The organism is Kitasatospora sp. NPDC036934 (assembly GCF_055608425.1).
Genome location: NZ_JBVJQR010000002.1, coordinates 494164 through 509487, shown reverse-complemented (window position 1 = coordinate 509487; position 15324 = coordinate 494164). Strand labels below are relative to the sequence as shown.

The following is a 15324-nucleotide window of genomic DNA, read 5'->3' as shown; positions in this document are numbered from 1 at the left end:
TCGCAGCGCGGCAAGCGAGTGAACGAGATCAGAAAACTCTGGTCCCGTGGAGCAGTTGGTTAGCTCGCCACCCTGTCAAGGTGGAGGTCGCGGGTTCAAGTCCCGTCGGGATCGCCGCAGTGCGAGAGGCCCGGAACCGTCAGGTTCCGGGCCTCTTGCTTTTGACCGTCCGTCCGTTACCCCGAACCAGGCCCGGGCCACAAGTGACGGCCCGTGTGACCGTCGTCACCCGAACCCCTCGGGAATCAGCCCCGAAACGCCCCGTTCCGTACGGCACTAATTTAATATGTAAAATTGTACTTCTATTCACTGTAAATCCCCCCCACCCCATGAGCACCAAATCGTTATCCGGAGTTAAACATTCCGAGCGTCGACAGGCATGACAAAGGGGCTGCCGACCGGACCCGGCGGAGTCCGGTTAGCAGCCCCTTCGAAAGAGCCTTTGGCCTATCAGGCCTCAGTGCGCTGAGCGGGAATCCCGGCCAGCAGTGCGCGCACCTCCGCCTCACGGTAACGACGGTGACCACCGAGCGTGCGGATCGACGTCAGCTTGCCCGCCTTGGCCCAGCGGGTGACCGTCTTCGGGTCAACGCGGAACATGGTGGCAACTTCCGCCGGCGTCAGCAGCGGTTCAGCATCAGGGGTACGAGCGGTCATGAGCGGCCTCCTCGGGAGAACCGAACCAGGGCGGTTCTATCCTTCAAATTCTGCACCTTGGCCCGCGATGCCCGAAATGGCATAGACGGGCCGAGTCGGTTATAGGACGAACGGCTTGTCCTGGTGTCTACAACTACACCATCCGTCCAGCCCTATCGACCAAACCGCCAAAATTGACCCCTCACGGGTTCAAGGCCGACGGATGGCGATGGACCACCCCATAACGGACAGTCACTCGACAGTGACGTCCGGTTACGAGGGGACCAGACCCTCCGTTTCCCCGCAAAGCACGCATCGACTCCAGAACCACCCAAAAGTGGGCATGCTCACGTGAAGTTGGGCTGGTTGTCCCATTTTTGCACATAGGGGTAAGTTCGCGTCAACGGTGAGTAGTGTCACGTTCGACAGCTATTGACCCGAACCGGGACCTTGGTCGGCGCCGCCGCGGACCAAAGACCTCTGACAGTCATACACGGGCGGTCGGACGTCAGTTCGCGTGCCGCAACGCCAGCACCCGCCGCCACCGCCCCGTCAGTTCCCCGTACGCGCGGAGCGCGCCGTCGGTGTCCCCGGCCCGCAGGGCGCGCAGCCCCTCCTCCAGCTCCCCCGCCGAACGGTCCGCCAACAGCCGTTCCGGTCCCAGCAGATGCACCAGACCCCCGTAGTCCAACTCCACCAGCGAACGCGGGTGGAACTCCTCCAGCCAGCGCCCGACCTGCTCCGCCCCGCGCACCAGCTCCCCGTCCGGCGCCGCCTCGCGCAGCGCCCGGTAGGCCCGCGCCACCCGGCGCCGGGCCTGGGCCATCGGCACCAGGTAGAACAGCGCCGCCGGCCTGCCCCGCTCCCCCTCCTCTTCCCGTCCTCCCCCTCCGGTGCCCGCTCCCCCCGGAACGAAGCACCGGTCCTCGTCCCCGAACGGCAGGAACCAGCGCACCGGCACCTCCCACCGGCTGGTGAGGATCCACGGCCGGGCGTCCGGGTGCCCGGCCCGCCAGCGCTCCCGGTCCGCCTCGGCGGCCGCCCGGGTCACCGGCGGCAGCGCGGTGTCCAGCAGCGCCACCGGAGCCCCCGCCCGCAGCTCCTCCAGCGCCTGCCAACTGCGCAGCCTGGTCGCCCACGGGCACACGTACAGTACGCCGTCGACGGTGCGCAGGTACGCCCGCCCGCTCTCCTGCTCCGGCAGCGCCCGGGGCGTGCGGGCGGCCAGCTCCGCCAGGGCCTCCCGCTGCTCCTCCAGCGCCGCCTCCGCGACCGACTGCTCCGCCACCGCCGCGTCCGGCCCGTGCTCGGCCGCGTAGGCCTGCCAGCGTGCCCGCTCGGGCTCCGGATAGGCCGCCAGCGGCTCGTAGACCCGCAGGTGGGCGGCGTAGGGCGGCAGTACGGAAGTACGTACGACGGTCACGTCCTGCATCGTCGCACGAGCCGCGCGGGCCCGGGAGGGCGCGACCCCGAACCGTTCGCGCCCGCACCGCGGGGCCCTTCCCGTCTCATCCTTCGGACAACCGGCACAAGCTCGGACAAGACGGCTGATCGGCGGCTCCGGCGCGACTACGCTTCGCCCCAGACGCCCGCACCACAGCAGCGGGCCCGCGATACTGGAGTCACCACAGTGACCGACGTACAGACCCCCGCCACGCACCCCGCACCCGGCGTGCTCAGCAGGATCTTCCGCACCGAGCAGGACGGCGCCCCCGGCGACGGCCACGAGCAGGTCGTCCTCTGCCACGACCGCAGCTCCGGGCTCAAGGCGATCATCGCCATCCACTCCACCGCACTCGGCCCCGCCCTCGGCGGCACCCGCTTCTTCCCGTACGCCTCCGAGGAGGCGGCCCTGGAGGACGCGCTGAACCTGTCCCGCGGCATGTCCTACAAGAACGCGCTGGCCGGGCTCGACCTCGGCGGCGGCAAGGCCGTCATCATCGGCGACCCGAACAAGGACAAGAACGAGGCGATGCTCCGGGCCTACGGCCGCTTCGTGGAGTCGCTGCGCGGCCGGTACATCACCGCCTGCGACGTGGGCACCTACGTCCAGGACATGGACGTCATCGCGCGCGAGACCGAGTTCGTGACCGGCCGCTCGCCCGAGAACGGCGGCGCCGGCGACTCGTCCATCCTCACCGCCTTCGGCGTCTTCCAGGGCATGCGCGCCAGCGCCCAGGCCCGCTGGGGCCAGCCCACCCTGCGCGGCAAGCGGGTCGGCGTCGCGGGCGTCGGCAAGGTCGGCCACTACCTGGTCGGCCACCTGGTCGCGGACGGCGCCACCGTCGTCGTCACCGACCCCTTCGAGGCCGCCGTCAACCGGGTGCGCGCCGCCCACCCGGAGGTGGAGGTGGTCGCCGACACCACCGCCCTGCTCCAGGCCAAGCTGGACGTCTACGCCCCCTGCGCCCTCGGCGGCGCGCTGACCGACCCCGTGGTCGCGGCGCTCGGCGAGTCCGGCACCTCGATCGTCTGCGGCGCGGCCAACAACCAGCTGGCCCACCCGGGCGTCGAGAAGGACCTGGCCGACCGCGGCATCCTCTACGCCCCCGACTACCTGGTGAACTCCGGCGGCGTGATCCAGGTCGCCGACGAGATCGACGGCTTCAACTTCGAGCGGGCCAAGAACAAGGCCACCAAGATCTTCGACACCACCCTGGAGATCTTCACCCGGGCCGCCTCCGACGGCATCCCGCCGGCGGTCGCCGCCGACCGCCTGGCCGAGAAGCGGATGCGCGAGATCAGCGCCCTGCGCACGGTGCTGCTGCCGGGCAGCCGCCGCGGCTGATCGCGGTCGCTCCGCTGACCCCGGTGCGCGGGGGGCCGTCACCTCCGGCCCCCCGCGCATCACGATGTGGAACCGGATTCTCACTTCTCCGCCCGAACGGGTGATCCGAGGTCCCCCTTGGGGGGATAATCAGTCCTGGAACGACGGACCACGAACACCTCCGGACAGCGTGCAAAACGCCGCAAAACCTCCCCTGACCTGGGAAGACCTGGTCGCGGGTGCAGTCGGTGCGCGCCACGTCACACCGACGACGTACCGTCCAGCGGCGGAAACAGGTACCGTTAATGCTCCAAGGGACGGTCCTCCCATTCGGGCAGGCCGGACCTGATCATGAACACGTGTCAGACTCGGGGCCGTGAGCCCCATCGTTGAGGGGGTCGACCCATGGGGCGCGGCCGGGCCAAGGCCAAGCAGACGAAGGTCGCCCGCGAGCTGAAGTACAACAGCGGCGGGTTCGACGCTAACCGTCTGTCCAACGAGCTGGGCGTATCGCCGTCCACCGCTTCGATCGACCCCGAGCCGATCGAGGAGGAAGAGGACGACGACCCGTACGCGGAGTACGCCGCCCGCTACGCCGACCTCGACGACGAGGACGACACCGGGCCGGGCACCGGGCCGTCGCAGGCCTCCCGCCGCTCGTAACCGCAGCTTCGCCGGACCGGTCCTGGCGCCCCTGGGCGCCGGACCGGTCTTCGGCGTTCCCACGGGCGGGCGGGGCCCGGACGGCTTGCGCGCCGTTCCGGACCGGCCGGCCGGCCGGCCGCCGTGAACGCCCAGGACGTGCGAGAGGGCCCCTCCGGTGCGCCGGAGGGGCCCTCTCGCGTCCGCGGGCCGGTCAGCCCGCGGTGAAGCCCTCGTAGGCGTTGTACAGGGCCGCGCCGGCCTCGTGCTCGTCGGTGCGCTCCACGATGTCGCCGAGCAGCCAGGCCTCGACGCCGCGGTCCTCCAGGATCGACAGCACCGCGTCCACCGAGTGCGGCGGGACGACGGCGACCATGCCGACGCCCATGTTGAGCGTCTTCTCCAGCTCCAGGGTGGCCACCCGGCCGACCTCGGCGACGGTCCGGAAGACCGGCAGCGGGGTCCAGGTGCCGCGGTCCAGGCGGGCGTGCAGGCCGTCCGGGACCACCCGGGCCAGGTTGGCCGCCAGGCCGCCGCCGGTGACGTGCGAGAAGGCGTGCACCTCGGTCGCGCGGGTGAGCGCCAGGCAGTCCAGCGAGTAGATCCGGGTCGGCTCCAGCAGCTCCTCGCCGAGGGTGCGACCGAACTCCTCGACCTTGCGGTCCAGCTTCCAGCCGGCCTCGTTCAGCAGCACGTGGCGGACCAGCGAGTAGCCGTTGGAGTGCAGGCCGGAGGCGGCCATCGCGATCACCACGTCGCCGGCCCGGACCCGCTCGGAGCCCAGCAGCGCGTCGGCCTCGACCACACCGGTGCCGGCGCCCGCGACGTCGTACTCGTCCGGGCCGAGCAGGCCCGGGTGCTCGGCGGTCTCGCCGCCCACCAGGGCGCAGCCGGCCAGCGCGCAGCCCTCGGCGATGCCCTTGACGATCGAGGCGACCCGCTCCGGGACGACCTTGCCGACGCAGATGTAGTCGGTCATGAACAGCGGCTCGGCGCCGCACACCACGATGTCGTCCACGACCATGCCGACCAGGTCGTGGCCGATCGTGTCGTGCTTGTCCATGGCGGCCGCGATGGCCACCTTGGTCCCCACGCCGTCGGTGGCCGAAGCCAGCAGCGGCCGCTCGTAGTTCTTGAAGGCGGACACGTCGAAGAGGCCGGCGAAGCCGCCGAGACCGCCGACCACCTCGGGGCGGTTGGCCTTCTTCACCCACTGCTTCATCAGCTCGACGGCGCGGTCGCCCGCCTCGATGTCGACACCGGCGGCGGCGTAGGTGGCACCGTTCTGGTTCGTGGTCACTGCGTGCGGCCCTTTCGGGTCAGGGTGGGGGCGGTTCGTTACAGCAAGGGGGTGGAACGGCGGAGGGGCCCCGGTTCGCGGGACCCCACCGTGCGTTCCTACGGGCGGCGCAGCGCGTCGGCCGCGCCCGCCCCGCCGAGCAGCGACTGGACGCCGTCCAGGTCGCTGCCGCTGGTCGGCTTGCCGCGGACGGCGGGCTGCTGCCGGCCGCCCTTGATCTCGGCCTCCAGCAGGAGCTTGCCGAGCAGCGCCGGGTCCGGCAGCTCCATCGGGTACTCGCCGTCGAAGCAGGCCCGGCAGAGCTTGTCCTTGGGCTGCTTGGTGGCCTCGATCATGCCGTCGATCGAGATGTAGGAGAGCGAGTCGGCCCCGAGGGTGCGGCCGATCTCCTCGATGGTCATGCCGTTGGCGATCAGCTCCGCGCGGGTGGCGAAGTCGATGCCGAAGAAGCAGGGCCACTTCACCGGCGGCGAGGAGATCCGGATGTGCACCTCGGCGGCGCCAGCCTCGCGGAGCATCTTCACCAGCGCGCGCTGGGTGTTGCCGCGGACGATCGAGTCGTCCACGACCACCAGGCGCTTGCCGGCGATGACCTCGCGCAGCGGGTTCAGCTTGAGCCGGATGCCGAGCTGGCGGATCGTCTGGCTGGGCTGGATGAAGGTGCGGCCCACGTAGGCGTTCTTCACCAGGCCGGAGCCGTACGGGATGCCGCTGGCCTCGGCGTAGCCGATCGCGGCGGGGGTGCCGGACTCGGGAGTGGCTATCACCAGGTCGGCCTCGACGGGCGCCTCCTTGGCCAGCCGGCGGCCCATCTCCACCCGGGAGAGGTGCACGTTGCGGCCGGCGATGGAGGTGTCGGGGCGGGCCAGGTAGACGTACTCGAAGACACAGCCCTTGGGCTTGGCCTCGGCGAACCGCGAGCTGCGCATGCCGTTCTCGTCGATGGCGATCAGCTCGCCCGGCTCGACCTCGCGGATGAAGGAGGCGCCGCAGATGTCCAGCGCCGCCGTCTCGGATGCGACCACCCAGCCGCGCTCCAGCCGGCCGAGCACCAGCGGGCGGATGCCCTGGGGGTCGCGGGCGGCGTAGAGGGTGTGCTCGTCCATGAAGACGAGCGAGAACGCGCCCTTGACCTTGGGCAGCACGACCTTGGCCGTCTCCTCGATGGAGAGGTCCGGGTGGCCGGCCAGCAGGGCGGTCACCAGGTCGGTGTCGTTGGTCGCGGCGGTCCGGCCGGAGCGCGATACGTGCTCCTCGCCGGGCAGTTCGGCGACCATGGCCGCCAGTTCGGCGGTGTTCACCAGGTTTCCGTTGTGCCCGAGGGCCAGCGAACCGTGCACGGTCGCCCGGAAGGTCGGCTGGGCGTTCTCCCAGACCGAGGAACCGGTGGTCGAGTAGCGGGCGTGTCCGACGGCGATATGCCCGTGCAACGACCCCAGCGAGGCCTCGTCGAAGACCTGGGAGACGAGCCCCATGTCCTTGAAGACGAGAATCTGGGAGCCGTTGCTCACTGCGATGCCCGCGGATTCCTGACCGCGGTGCTGCAGGGCGTAAAGGCCGAAGAACGTGAGCTTGGCGACCTCCTCGCCGGGAGCCCAGACACCGAAGACGCCGCAAGCGTCCTGGGGGCCTTTCTCACCGGGAAGAAGATCGTGGTTGAGTCTTCCGTCACCACGTGGCACGCCTTCGAGTCTAGGGCAGTTGACCAGGGCTTCCGGAACCCGGGAGGTCCGGTTCGGACCGGGATCACGGAGTAACGCGCGTAGACAAAACCCCTTACGGGGCCGGGAATTCGGGTGGGGGAATTCCGGCGGACGGCGGTTGGCCTTGTGGTTCGCGCCCGTTGGGGCTTTCCGTGTGCGGACCGGTGATCGGCGGGCGGCCCCGAACGTGAGCCTGCTCACCCGTCGTTCACCCGGCGGTCACGCCGCGGGCAGCAGCAGGCCCCAGGCGCCCGGGTGAACCGTCCAGGTGCGGGCTCGGACCGGGCCCACCGGGTGGCCGTCCGCCTCGTAGCCGAAGCCCCGGCCGACCACCGAGACGCTCGCGGCCCGCGCCCGCACCAGCGCGCCCGGGCCGCGGACCACCACCTCCAGCACGCCCGCGCCGGCCGCGTCCCCGGCGCCCGGGAGGAAGACCTGCACCAGCCGGACGGGGCGGTGCACGTCGGCCAGCAGCCGGCCGTCCGCCTCGACCCGGACCCGGGCGCTGTGGTCGACGGGCTCCGGGGTGAGTGCGTTCGCCTGCTCGGCCGCAGCCAATTTCGCCCATAGCGAACGCCAGCCACCTGGACGGCCCCCCGGCCGGCGCCCGCCGCCACCGATGATCCGCACCCCGCCCAGGGCCACCCCGCCGCCGTCGTCCACCAGCAGGTCGAAGGTGCGCGGCGCGCCCGACAGCACCGCCCGCGCCGCCCGCACCGGCTCCCCCGGCACGCCGAGCGCGCGGGCCGTCGCCAGCTCCTCCGCCCGGCCGACCGGAACCATCCCCACCGGATCGGCACCCAGCTCACGCTGCCGGTGCAGGGCCTGCAGCACCCGCTGCAGCGCCAGGTCGGAACCGATCACCACCGGTCTCCGCCGACCCCGGTGCGAAAGCATCCGGTCGAGTTCGAACGGGCTCTCCGGATAGGCCACCTTGACGTCCGCGCCCCCGCACAACACGTCCTTCGCGATCCTCACCGACTCCCCGTCGGTCTGCCGGGCCACCGGGTCGAGCAGCAGCAGAAGGGGCTCGGGACCGCCGGTAGCAGGCGTGGACAGGGACGACACGACCGGTCCTTCCTCAGGTAATCTCTCGGTGCAAGAGCCCCTTGCGCCATTGCGCCAGGGGCTTCGTCTATCTCGGGGCAGACTGCGGCCTACGCAGGATGCCCCAACCGGAAGGGGTGTACGCCTGTGCCGGCACTCGTGCTCGTTGGCGCTCAGTGGGGGGACGAGGGCAAGGGGAAGGCCACCGACCTCCTCGGCGGCTCCGTCGACTACGTCGTCCGCTACCAGGGCGGCAACAACGCCGGTCACACGGTGGTCATCGGCGACCAGAAGTACGCCCTGCACCTGCTCCCCTCCGGCATCCTCAGCCCGAACGTGACTCCGGTCATCGGCAACGGCGTCGTGATCGACCCGGGCGTGCTGCTCTCCGAGCTCAACGGCCTCAACGAGCGCGGCATCGACACCTCGAAGCTGCTGGTCTCGGGCAACGCCCACCTGATCACCCCGTACCACCGGACCATCGACAAGGTCGCCGAGCGCTTCCTCGGCAAGCGGCGGATCGGCACCACCGGCCGCGGCATCGGCCCGACCTACGCGGACAAGATCAACCGCGTCGGCATCCGGGTCCAGGACCTGTTCGACGAGTCGATCCTGCGCCAGAAGATCGAGGCGGCGCTGCACGACAAGAACCAGATCCTGGTCAAGCTCTACAACCGCCGGGCCATCCCGGCCGACCTGGTGGTCGAGGAGTACCTGGGCTACGCGGAGAAGATCAAGCCCTTCCTCGCCGACACCACCCTCGTCCTGGACGAGGCCCTCAAGGCGAACAAGGTCGTCCTGCTGGAGGGCGGCCAGGGCACCCTGCTGGACGTCGACCACGGCACGTACCCCTTCGTGACCTCGTCGAACCCGACCGCGGGCGGCGCCTGCACCGGCGCCGGCATCGGCCCGACCAAGATCGACCGGGTCATCGGCATCCTCAAGGCCTACACCACCCGCGTCGGCTCCGGCCCGTTCCCGACCGAGCTGCTCGACGAGGACGGCGAGGCGCTGCGCCGCATCGGCGGCGAGCGGGGCGTCACCACCGGCCGCGACCGGCGCTGCGGCTGGTTCGACGCCGTCATCGCGCGCTACGCGACCCGGGTCAACGGCCTCACCGACTTCTTCCTCACCAAGCTCGACGTGCTGACCGGCTGGGAGCAGATCCCGGTCTGCGTCGCGTACGAGATCGACGGCCGCCGGGTCGAGGAACTCCCGTACAACCAGTCCGACTTCCACCACGCCAAGCCGATCTACGAGACGCTGCCGGGCTGGACCGAGGACATCAGCAAGGCGAAGACCTTCGCCGAGCTGCCGAAGAACGCCCAGGCCTACGTGAAGGCGCTGGAGGAGATGTCGGGCGCGCCGATCTCCGCCATCGGCGTCGGCCCGGGCCGGGACGAGACGATCCAGATCAACTCGTTCATCTGATCGCTCACCGGACCGCTCTCCACGAAGGGCCCCACGGGACGCACCGTCCCGTGGGGCCCTTCGTTCTGCGCCACTTCGGGAGAATTGAACTAGTACATAAAAGCATTGCCTCTAGTGCAGAGTGGCGCTACGTTCTGGGCATGACCGCGAAGCAGCCCGCACCCGTCACCCTCACCGGCCGGCACATCCGCCTGGAGCCGCTGGAGCACCGGCACACCGCCGACCTCTGGGCCACCGTCGGCCCCGACCCCGAGGTCTGGCGCTGGACCATGTCCCTCCCGCCGGCCACCGAGGAGGACCTCGGCCAGGACCTCGACGCCCGCATCGCCGAGGCCGCCACCGGCGAGTGCGTCTACTTCGCCGCCGTCGACCTCACCACCGGCACCGCCGTCGGCATCACCGGCTACCACGACATCAGCACCCGGAACGAGTCCCTCGAGATCGGCGCCACCTTCTACGGCCGCTCCTACTGGCGCACCGCCGTCAACACCGAGGCCAAGCTGCTGCTGCTCACCCACGCCTTCGAGGACCTCGGCATGGGCCGCGTCTACTGGAAGACCGACGCCGACAACGAGCGCTCCCGCAACGCCGTCCTGCGCCTCGGCGCCCAGTTCGAGGGCGTCCACCGCCGGCACCGCCTCCGGCCCACCGGCACCTGGCGCGACACCGCCTACTTCTCGATGCTCGCCGGCGAGTGGCCCGCCGCCAAGTCCCGCCTCACCGAGCGCCTCTCACGCGGCTGACCGGCCGGCCCCGGTGGCCCCGGCGGGGGCGGGGCCACCGGGGAGCGGGGTCAGGCGACGATCTGCCAGGACGTGGTGGGCACGGGGGGCCGGAGCGAGACGTCGTGCCAGCGGACGGTGCGGCGGGCGGGGCGGGGCGCCGGGGCGGCGGCACTGCGGGCTCTTCGCAGGAGCAGCACGGTGAGGGCGGCGATCTCCTCCGGGGTCAGGTCGGTCCGGTCGGTGCGGAAGAGGGCGGGCCGTTCGGGCTGGACGGACATCTGGGCCTCCTGGTGCGGGAACCCCGACGGCCCCGACGCGGTGCGTCGGGGCCGTCGAGGGGGGTTGGCGGCGCGGGGGTCGGGCGTCAGGCGTGCTTGACGAGCAGCAGGCGGTGCATCGGGGTGTCCAGCAGGGCGACCCTGCGCAGGCCGGCGTCGGCCAGCCACTGGTCGTAGTCGTGCACGGTGAAGGCGTCACCGCCGCCGGTGGCGAGCATGGACGCGGCGAACAGCCGGAAGAAGCGGTTCTGGGTGTTCCCGTCGGTGCTGTCCTCGTCGACGATGTGGTCGGCGATCGCGATCACACCGTCCTCGGTGAGCGCCTTGGCCGAGCGGAGCAGCAGCTCGCGGGCCGACTCGGGGGTCTGCAGGTGGAAGATGTTGACGAACAGGGCGACGTCGACGCCGGTGCCCCAGTCGTCCGCCCAGAAGTCGACGACCTCCGGGTTGAAGCGCTCGGCGACCCCGAGGCGGTGGGCCTGGGCGTTGGCGATCGGGATGATCCGCTCGGCGTCCAGGGCCCGGGCGTTGAGGCCGCTGAACTCCTGGAGCAGCAGCTGGCTGTAGATGCCGGTGCCGCAGCCGACGTCGAGCAGGGTACGGCCGGTGCCGTCGGTCCAGCCCTGCTCGCGCAGCGCGGTGGCGAGGGTGGCGGCGATCGGCGGCGCCCAGAAGTTGATGCCGCGGACCAGGGAGGTGTAGTCCTCCTCGGAGATCTGGTTGAGCTGCTGGGAGCCCTCGGAGTTGCGGGCGCCGGTGCGGACGTTGGTGGCCAGGTTGCGCCAGGCGCCCCAGGCCACGTTGCGGTCGTGCCGGATCTTGCCGACCAGGCTGTACAGGCCCTCGGGGGCGAAGATGTCGTGCATCTCCGGTGGCAGGGTGTAGACCGCCTGGCCGTCCGCCGCGCGGCTGCGCTCGACCACGTCGTAGGCGGCCAGGCCGTCCAGCAGGACGCGGGTGGCGCGCAGGTCGGTGCCGAGACGGATGGACAGCTCGCCGGCCGTGGCCGGGCCGCTGATCAGGGCGGTGAAGGCGCCGAGGTCGTGGGCGGCCTCGATGACGCCGGTGGCCCAGATGCCGATGAGGTGCTCGTACATCCGGTGGGCGGCGCTGACGCCGCTGCCGCGGCCGGGGAGCAGCTCGGTGTCGACCAGCGGGGTGTGGTTGTCGAAGGTGCGCACGGCGGGGATGGTCATGGTCGTATCTCCTAATCGAAGTTGACGGTGCGTCTGGTGCGTCTGGTCACAGGACGATTCCGCCGTCGATCTGCAGGACCGAGCCGGTGAGGTAGGCGGATTGCGGGCCCGCCAGGAAGGCGACCGAGTCGGCCACCTCGTCCGCCGTGCCGAAACGGCCGAGCGGGATGTGCTTGAGTGCGTCGGTGCGCTGGTTGTCGGTGAGCACCGAGGTCATGTCGGTCTCGATCATTCCGGGGGCGACCGCGTTGACCCGGACCCCGTACCGGCCGACCTCCTTGGCCAGGGCGCGGGTGAGCGCGATGATGCCGGCCTTGGAGGCCGCGTAGTTGCTCTGGCCGGGGTTGCCGTAGACGCCGGAGACCGAGGAGAGCGTGATGATCGAGCCGCCGCGGCGCTTGACCATCGGGAAGGCCACCGCGCGGCACAGGTTGGCGGTGCCGTTCAGGTTGGTGTCGGTGACGGACCGCCAGTCCTCGTCGGCCATCAGCAGCAGGGGCTTGTCCCGGGTGATGCCGGCGCTGGCGATGGCGACGGTGATCGGGCCGAGCTCCTCCTCGGTGCGGGTGACCCAGGCGCGGACCGCGGCGGCGTCGGTGACGTCGACCTTCACGGCCAGGACGCCGACGCCGAGGGCGTCGAGCTCCTTGGCCAGGAGGTCCGCGGCCTGCTGGTCGGACTGGTAGCAGAAGCTGATCGCGTAGCCCTCGGCGGCCAGTCGCAGGGCCGCCGCCTTGCCGATGCCGCGGGAGCCGCCGCTGATCAGGGCGATGCCCGGGGTGCTCATCGGCCACCGCCGGTGAGGCGCAGGACGGCGCAGGCGGCCAGGCCCTGGTGGTCGAGCGAGGCGATCACGGCGAGGCGGCCGGCGGCCGCGGGGTCGTGCTCGGCCAGGGACAGGACGGTGGTGAGGGAGAAGACGGTGCCCGCGGAGCCGGTGTCGCCGAGGAGTTCAGCCGTGCGGATCCGGCTGACGGCCTCGGCGCCGACCAGTTCGGCGAGCTGTGCCTCGGCCGGCTGCCCGGTGACGGCCGCGGCCCAGACCTGGTCGGGCGTCGCGTCGGCCTGGGCGAGGGCATCGCGGACGGTGGCGGCCAGGGCCGCCTGCGGGTCGTCGTCGACGTCCAACCGGACGTCCAGGGCCAGCAGTTCGGCCAGCACCCGGCGGCCGGGCGGCAGCGTCCGCGCGGTCTCCACCAGCAGCACGGCACTGCCCTCGCCGGTCGGCTCGTCGTGGTCGCCGGCCAGCCACTCGCGGGCCTCGGACTGCTCCTCCACCGCGCCGACCACGGCGCGTTCGGCGCGGCCGGCCGCCAGCAGGCGGCGGGCGTAGCCGAGGGCGAGCAGGCCGCCGGCGGCGCCGCCGGCCAGGGTGGTGTTGGGGCCCTTGAGGTCGAAGCGGATGGCGGTGGCCGCGGCCGGGCCGTTCATCAGCACGTTGGGCATCAGCTGGGCGGGCACGTCGTAGGGCTTGTCGCCCTCGAAGGAGGCCCGGCTGAACCCGGCCGCGCTCTGGGCGCTGCCGAGGGTGGTGCCGAGGACGAGGGCGGTGCCGCCGCCGGTGGCGATCGGGCTCTGCGCGGCCTCGGCCTCGCCGAGGAGTTCGCGGACGGCGGTGACGACCAGGCCGGTGGCCCGGTCGAAGGTACGGGTGCCGGCCTTGCCGAGCACCTTGCGGGTGTCGAAGTCGGGTACCTCGTGGGCCGGTTCCCCCCGGCCGACCCCGGCCGCGAACGCGTCGCGGCCGAGGCCGAACGGGGAGACGGCGGACCACGCGGTGATCAGCGGCCGGTCCCGGTGGATCGTGGTCGCACTCATGCGCACCTCTCGATGGTTCGCTCGCTGCGCTCGCTCATCGGCTGGGCTCCTCGTCATGGCGCCCCAGGACAACGGAGGCGTTGTTGCCGCCGAAGGCCAGTCCGTTGTTGACCACCACCCGGAGGTCCGCGGGGACGGAGTGGTTGGGCACGCAGTCGATCTGGCACTGGGGGTCGGTGGTGCGGTGGTTGACGGTGGGCGGGACGAACCCGTGGGTCAGCGCGAGCGCCGAGGCGGCCGCGCCGAGCGCGCTCGCCGCGCCCATCGAGTGGCCGAGCATCGCCTTGAGGGCGACGGTGCGCGGCGGGGTGTCGCCGAAGACCTCGCGGATCGCGCGGGTCTCGGTGATGTCGTTGGTGGGGGTGCCGGTGCCGTGGGCGGAGACGAGGTCCACCTCGGCCGCCTTGACCCCGGCGTCGGCGAGCGCCAGCTCCATGCAGCGGGCGACGCTCGCCTGGTCGGGCGCGGTCGGGTGGTGGGCGTCGCAGTTGAGGCCGTAGCCGAGCAGTTCGGCGTAGATCCGGGCGCCGCGGCGCCTGGCGGACTCCAGCGTCTCCAGGACGAGAACCCCCGCGCCCTCGGCCGTGAGCAGCCCCTCGCGGTCGGCGTCGAACGGACGGCAGACGTCGGAGGAGACCAGGCCGAGCCGGCTGAACCCGGCGAAGGTGCGGCGGCAGATCGCGTCCGCGCCGCCGACGACGGCGATGTCCGCCTCGCCGGTGCGCACCGCGTCGAAGCCGTCGCCGATCGCGTAGTTGCCGGCCGCGCAGGCGGTGCCGAGGACGGCCGGGACGACCCGGGGGAGCCGCAGCTCCCGGGCGATCGCCAGGGCCAGCTGGTGGGCCGGCAGGCGGCCGGCCACCAGCTGGTCGGCCGGGTGCTCCGGCCCCTTCGCGACGGACTCCGCCATCAGCTTGTCCAGCTCGGGGGCCTCACCGTCGGTGGTGCCGATGGTGATCTGGGCGCGCAGTCCGGCGAGCTCCTGCTCGTCGATGCCGGCGTCCTGGACGGCCATCCGGGCCGCCGCGACGGCGAACTGGGTGGCGCGGCCGAGCTGTTCGACGGCGAGGCGGCGGATCCACTGCTCCGGCTCGAAGCCGTCGACCTCGTGGCCGTTGGTGCGCAGGAAGCCCGTGGTGTCGAAGCTGGTGATCGGACCGGCGCCGCAGCGGCCCTCGCGCAGGGCCGAGGTGAACTCCTCGACGCCGTTGCCGATGCTCGACAGGACGCCGATGCCGGTCACCACCACGCGCTGCGGCTCGCTCATCGGGCGGTCGCCCGGGAGAGGACCTCCAGCACGGCGGCCAGGTTGACCATGTTGGGCAGCTCCTCCTGGGGGATGGTGACGTGGAACTCCTTCTCCAGGCGGGCCAGGACCTCGATGGCGTTCAGCGAGTCGGCGCCGTAGTGGTCGATGAAGTGGTCGGTGAGGGTGAGCTCGTCGAGCTCGAGGTCGAGGCAGTCGGCGACGATCTCGCGGACCTTGGGCTCGCTGATGGCGACGGTGCTCATGGGGTGCTCCAGAGGTGTGTTGGGTGAGTGGGTGGTCAGGCGGTGGCGTCGATCAGGCTCTGCGGGCGCAGGTCGGTCCAGGTGCGCTCGATGTGGTCCAGCGCCTCCTGCCGGGTGCTCGCGCCCTTGACGGTCCGCCAGCCGGCCGGGACCTCGGCGAAGGCGGGCCAGAGGCTGTGCTGGTTCTCGTGGTTGGCGAGGACGAGGAAGGTGCCCTGCTCGTCGTCGAACGGATTGCTCATGATTTCTCGGTCCTTTCGGAGTTCCCG

16 protein-coding genes and 1 tRNA gene are annotated in these 15324 nt (G+C 71.5%); 5 read left to right on the top strand and 12 right to left on the bottom strand.

Annotated elements, in window-relative coordinates; translation table 11 throughout:
* Positions 1-40: 40 nt before the first annotated feature.
* Positions 41-114, top strand: a tRNA-Asp gene (locus tag ACZ7BZ_RS05035).
* A 336-nt stretch (positions 115-450) separates the two neighbouring features.
* On the opposite strand, the gene bldC is transcribed toward ACZ7BZ_RS05035, so the two are convergent.
* Together bldC and ACZ7BZ_RS05025 are read right to left on the bottom strand one after the other, a co-directional pair.
* Positions 451-657, bottom strand: a complete 207-nt coding sequence (gene bldC / locus ACZ7BZ_RS05030; RefSeq protein WP_014137253.1) for a developmental transcriptional regulator BldC — start codon at positions 655-657, stop codon at positions 451-453.
* A 487-nt stretch (positions 658-1144) separates the two neighbouring features.
* The gene (locus tag ACZ7BZ_RS05025) at positions 1145-2059 is read right to left on the bottom strand and encodes a DUF8083 family protein (RefSeq protein WP_470357138.1); all 915 of its coding nucleotides are present in this window, start codon (positions 2057-2059) and stop codon (positions 1145-1147) included.
* Positions 2060-2266: 207 nt separating this feature from the next.
* On the opposite strand from ACZ7BZ_RS05025, the gene ACZ7BZ_RS05020 reads away from it, so the two are divergent.
* Complete coding sequence (locus ACZ7BZ_RS05020) at positions 2267-3424, top strand: Glu/Leu/Phe/Val dehydrogenase dimerization domain-containing protein (protein WP_380463502.1); 1158 nt, start codon at positions 2267-2269, stop codon at positions 3422-3424.
* Positions 3425-3808: 384 nt separating this feature from the next.
* Positions 3809-4066: a DUF3073 domain-containing protein gene (locus ACZ7BZ_RS05015; protein WP_380463500.1), complete on the top strand. Its 258-nt coding sequence runs from the start codon at positions 3809-3811 to the stop codon at positions 4064-4066.
* A gap of 193 nt (positions 4067-4259) precedes the next feature.
* Here ACZ7BZ_RS05015 and purM read toward each other — a convergent pair whose 3' ends face one another.
* The 3 genes from purM to ACZ7BZ_RS05000 all read right to left on the bottom strand — a co-directional run bounded on the left by purM (position 4260) and on the right by ACZ7BZ_RS05000 (position 8116).
* The gene (purM, locus tag ACZ7BZ_RS05010) at positions 4260-5345 is read right to left on the bottom strand and encodes a phosphoribosylformylglycinamidine cyclo-ligase (protein ID WP_380459343.1); all 1086 of its coding nucleotides are present in this window, start codon (positions 5343-5345) and stop codon (positions 4260-4262) included.
* A 98-nt stretch (positions 5346-5443) separates the two neighbouring features.
* Entirely contained in the window at positions 5444-7027 is a 1584-nt protein-coding gene (gene purF / locus ACZ7BZ_RS05005) for an amidophosphoribosyltransferase (RefSeq protein ID WP_470357137.1), read from the bottom strand.
* 240 nt (positions 7028-7267) lie between these two features.
* Complete coding sequence (locus tag ACZ7BZ_RS05000; protein ID WP_470357136.1) at positions 7268-8116, bottom strand: diacylglycerol kinase catalytic domain-containing protein; 849 nt, start codon at positions 8114-8116, stop codon at positions 7268-7270.
* A gap of 126 nt (positions 8117-8242) precedes the next feature.
* Here ACZ7BZ_RS05000 and ACZ7BZ_RS04995 point away from each other — a divergent pair, with 126 nt between their 5' ends.
* Positions 8243-9526, top strand: coding sequence for an adenylosuccinate synthase (locus ACZ7BZ_RS04995; RefSeq protein ID WP_380459335.1), 1284 nt, complete (start codon positions 8243-8245; stop codon positions 9524-9526).
* A gap of 140 nt (positions 9527-9666) precedes the next feature.
* Positions 9667-10269 carry a GNAT family N-acetyltransferase gene (locus ACZ7BZ_RS04990; RefSeq protein WP_380459333.1) on the top strand — a complete coding sequence of 201 codons (603 nt, stop codon included), beginning with the start codon at positions 9667-9669 and terminating at the stop codon, positions 10267-10269.
* A 50-nt stretch (positions 10270-10319) separates the two neighbouring features.
* Here the strand turns inward: ACZ7BZ_RS04990 and ACZ7BZ_RS04985 are convergent, their stop codons facing one another.
* The 7 genes from ACZ7BZ_RS04985 to ACZ7BZ_RS04955 all read right to left on the bottom strand — a co-directional run bounded on the left by ACZ7BZ_RS04985 (position 10320) and on the right by ACZ7BZ_RS04955 (position 15297).
* Positions 10320-10529, bottom strand: coding sequence for an acyl-CoA carboxylase epsilon subunit (locus ACZ7BZ_RS04985; RefSeq protein WP_470357135.1), 210 nt, complete (start codon positions 10527-10529; stop codon positions 10320-10322).
* A gap of 86 nt (positions 10530-10615) precedes the next feature.
* On the bottom strand, positions 10616-11725 hold the full coding sequence (locus tag ACZ7BZ_RS04980) for a class I SAM-dependent methyltransferase (protein ID WP_470357134.1): 1110 nt from the start codon (positions 11723-11725) through the stop codon (positions 10616-10618).
* A gap of 46 nt (positions 11726-11771) precedes the next feature.
* Positions 11772-12512, bottom strand: a complete 741-nt coding sequence (fabG, locus tag ACZ7BZ_RS04975; RefSeq protein ID WP_465749243.1) for a 3-oxoacyl-ACP reductase FabG — start codon at positions 12510-12512, stop codon at positions 11772-11774.
* Positions 12509-13543: a beta-ketoacyl synthase N-terminal-like domain-containing protein gene (locus tag ACZ7BZ_RS04970; RefSeq protein ID WP_470357133.1), complete on the bottom strand. Its 1035-nt coding sequence runs from the start codon at positions 13541-13543 to the stop codon at positions 12509-12511. Before ACZ7BZ_RS04970 ends, fabG begins: the two co-directional genes overlap by 4 nt.
* Positions 13544-13577: 34 nt before the next feature.
* Positions 13578-14810: a beta-ketoacyl-[acyl-carrier-protein] synthase family protein gene (locus ACZ7BZ_RS04965; protein ID WP_470357132.1), complete on the bottom strand. Its 1233-nt coding sequence runs from the start codon at positions 14808-14810 to the stop codon at positions 13578-13580.
* Entirely contained in the window at positions 14807-15055 is a 249-nt protein-coding gene (locus ACZ7BZ_RS04960) for an acyl carrier protein (RefSeq protein WP_188309404.1), read from the bottom strand. Before ACZ7BZ_RS04960 ends, ACZ7BZ_RS04965 begins: the two co-directional genes overlap by 4 nt.
* Before the next feature lie 35 nt (positions 15056-15090).
* A complete protein-coding gene (locus ACZ7BZ_RS04955; RefSeq protein WP_030289532.1) occupies positions 15091-15297 on the bottom strand; it encodes an MbtH family protein in 207 nt (68 codons plus the stop codon).
* Positions 15298-15324: the final 27 nt, after the last annotated feature.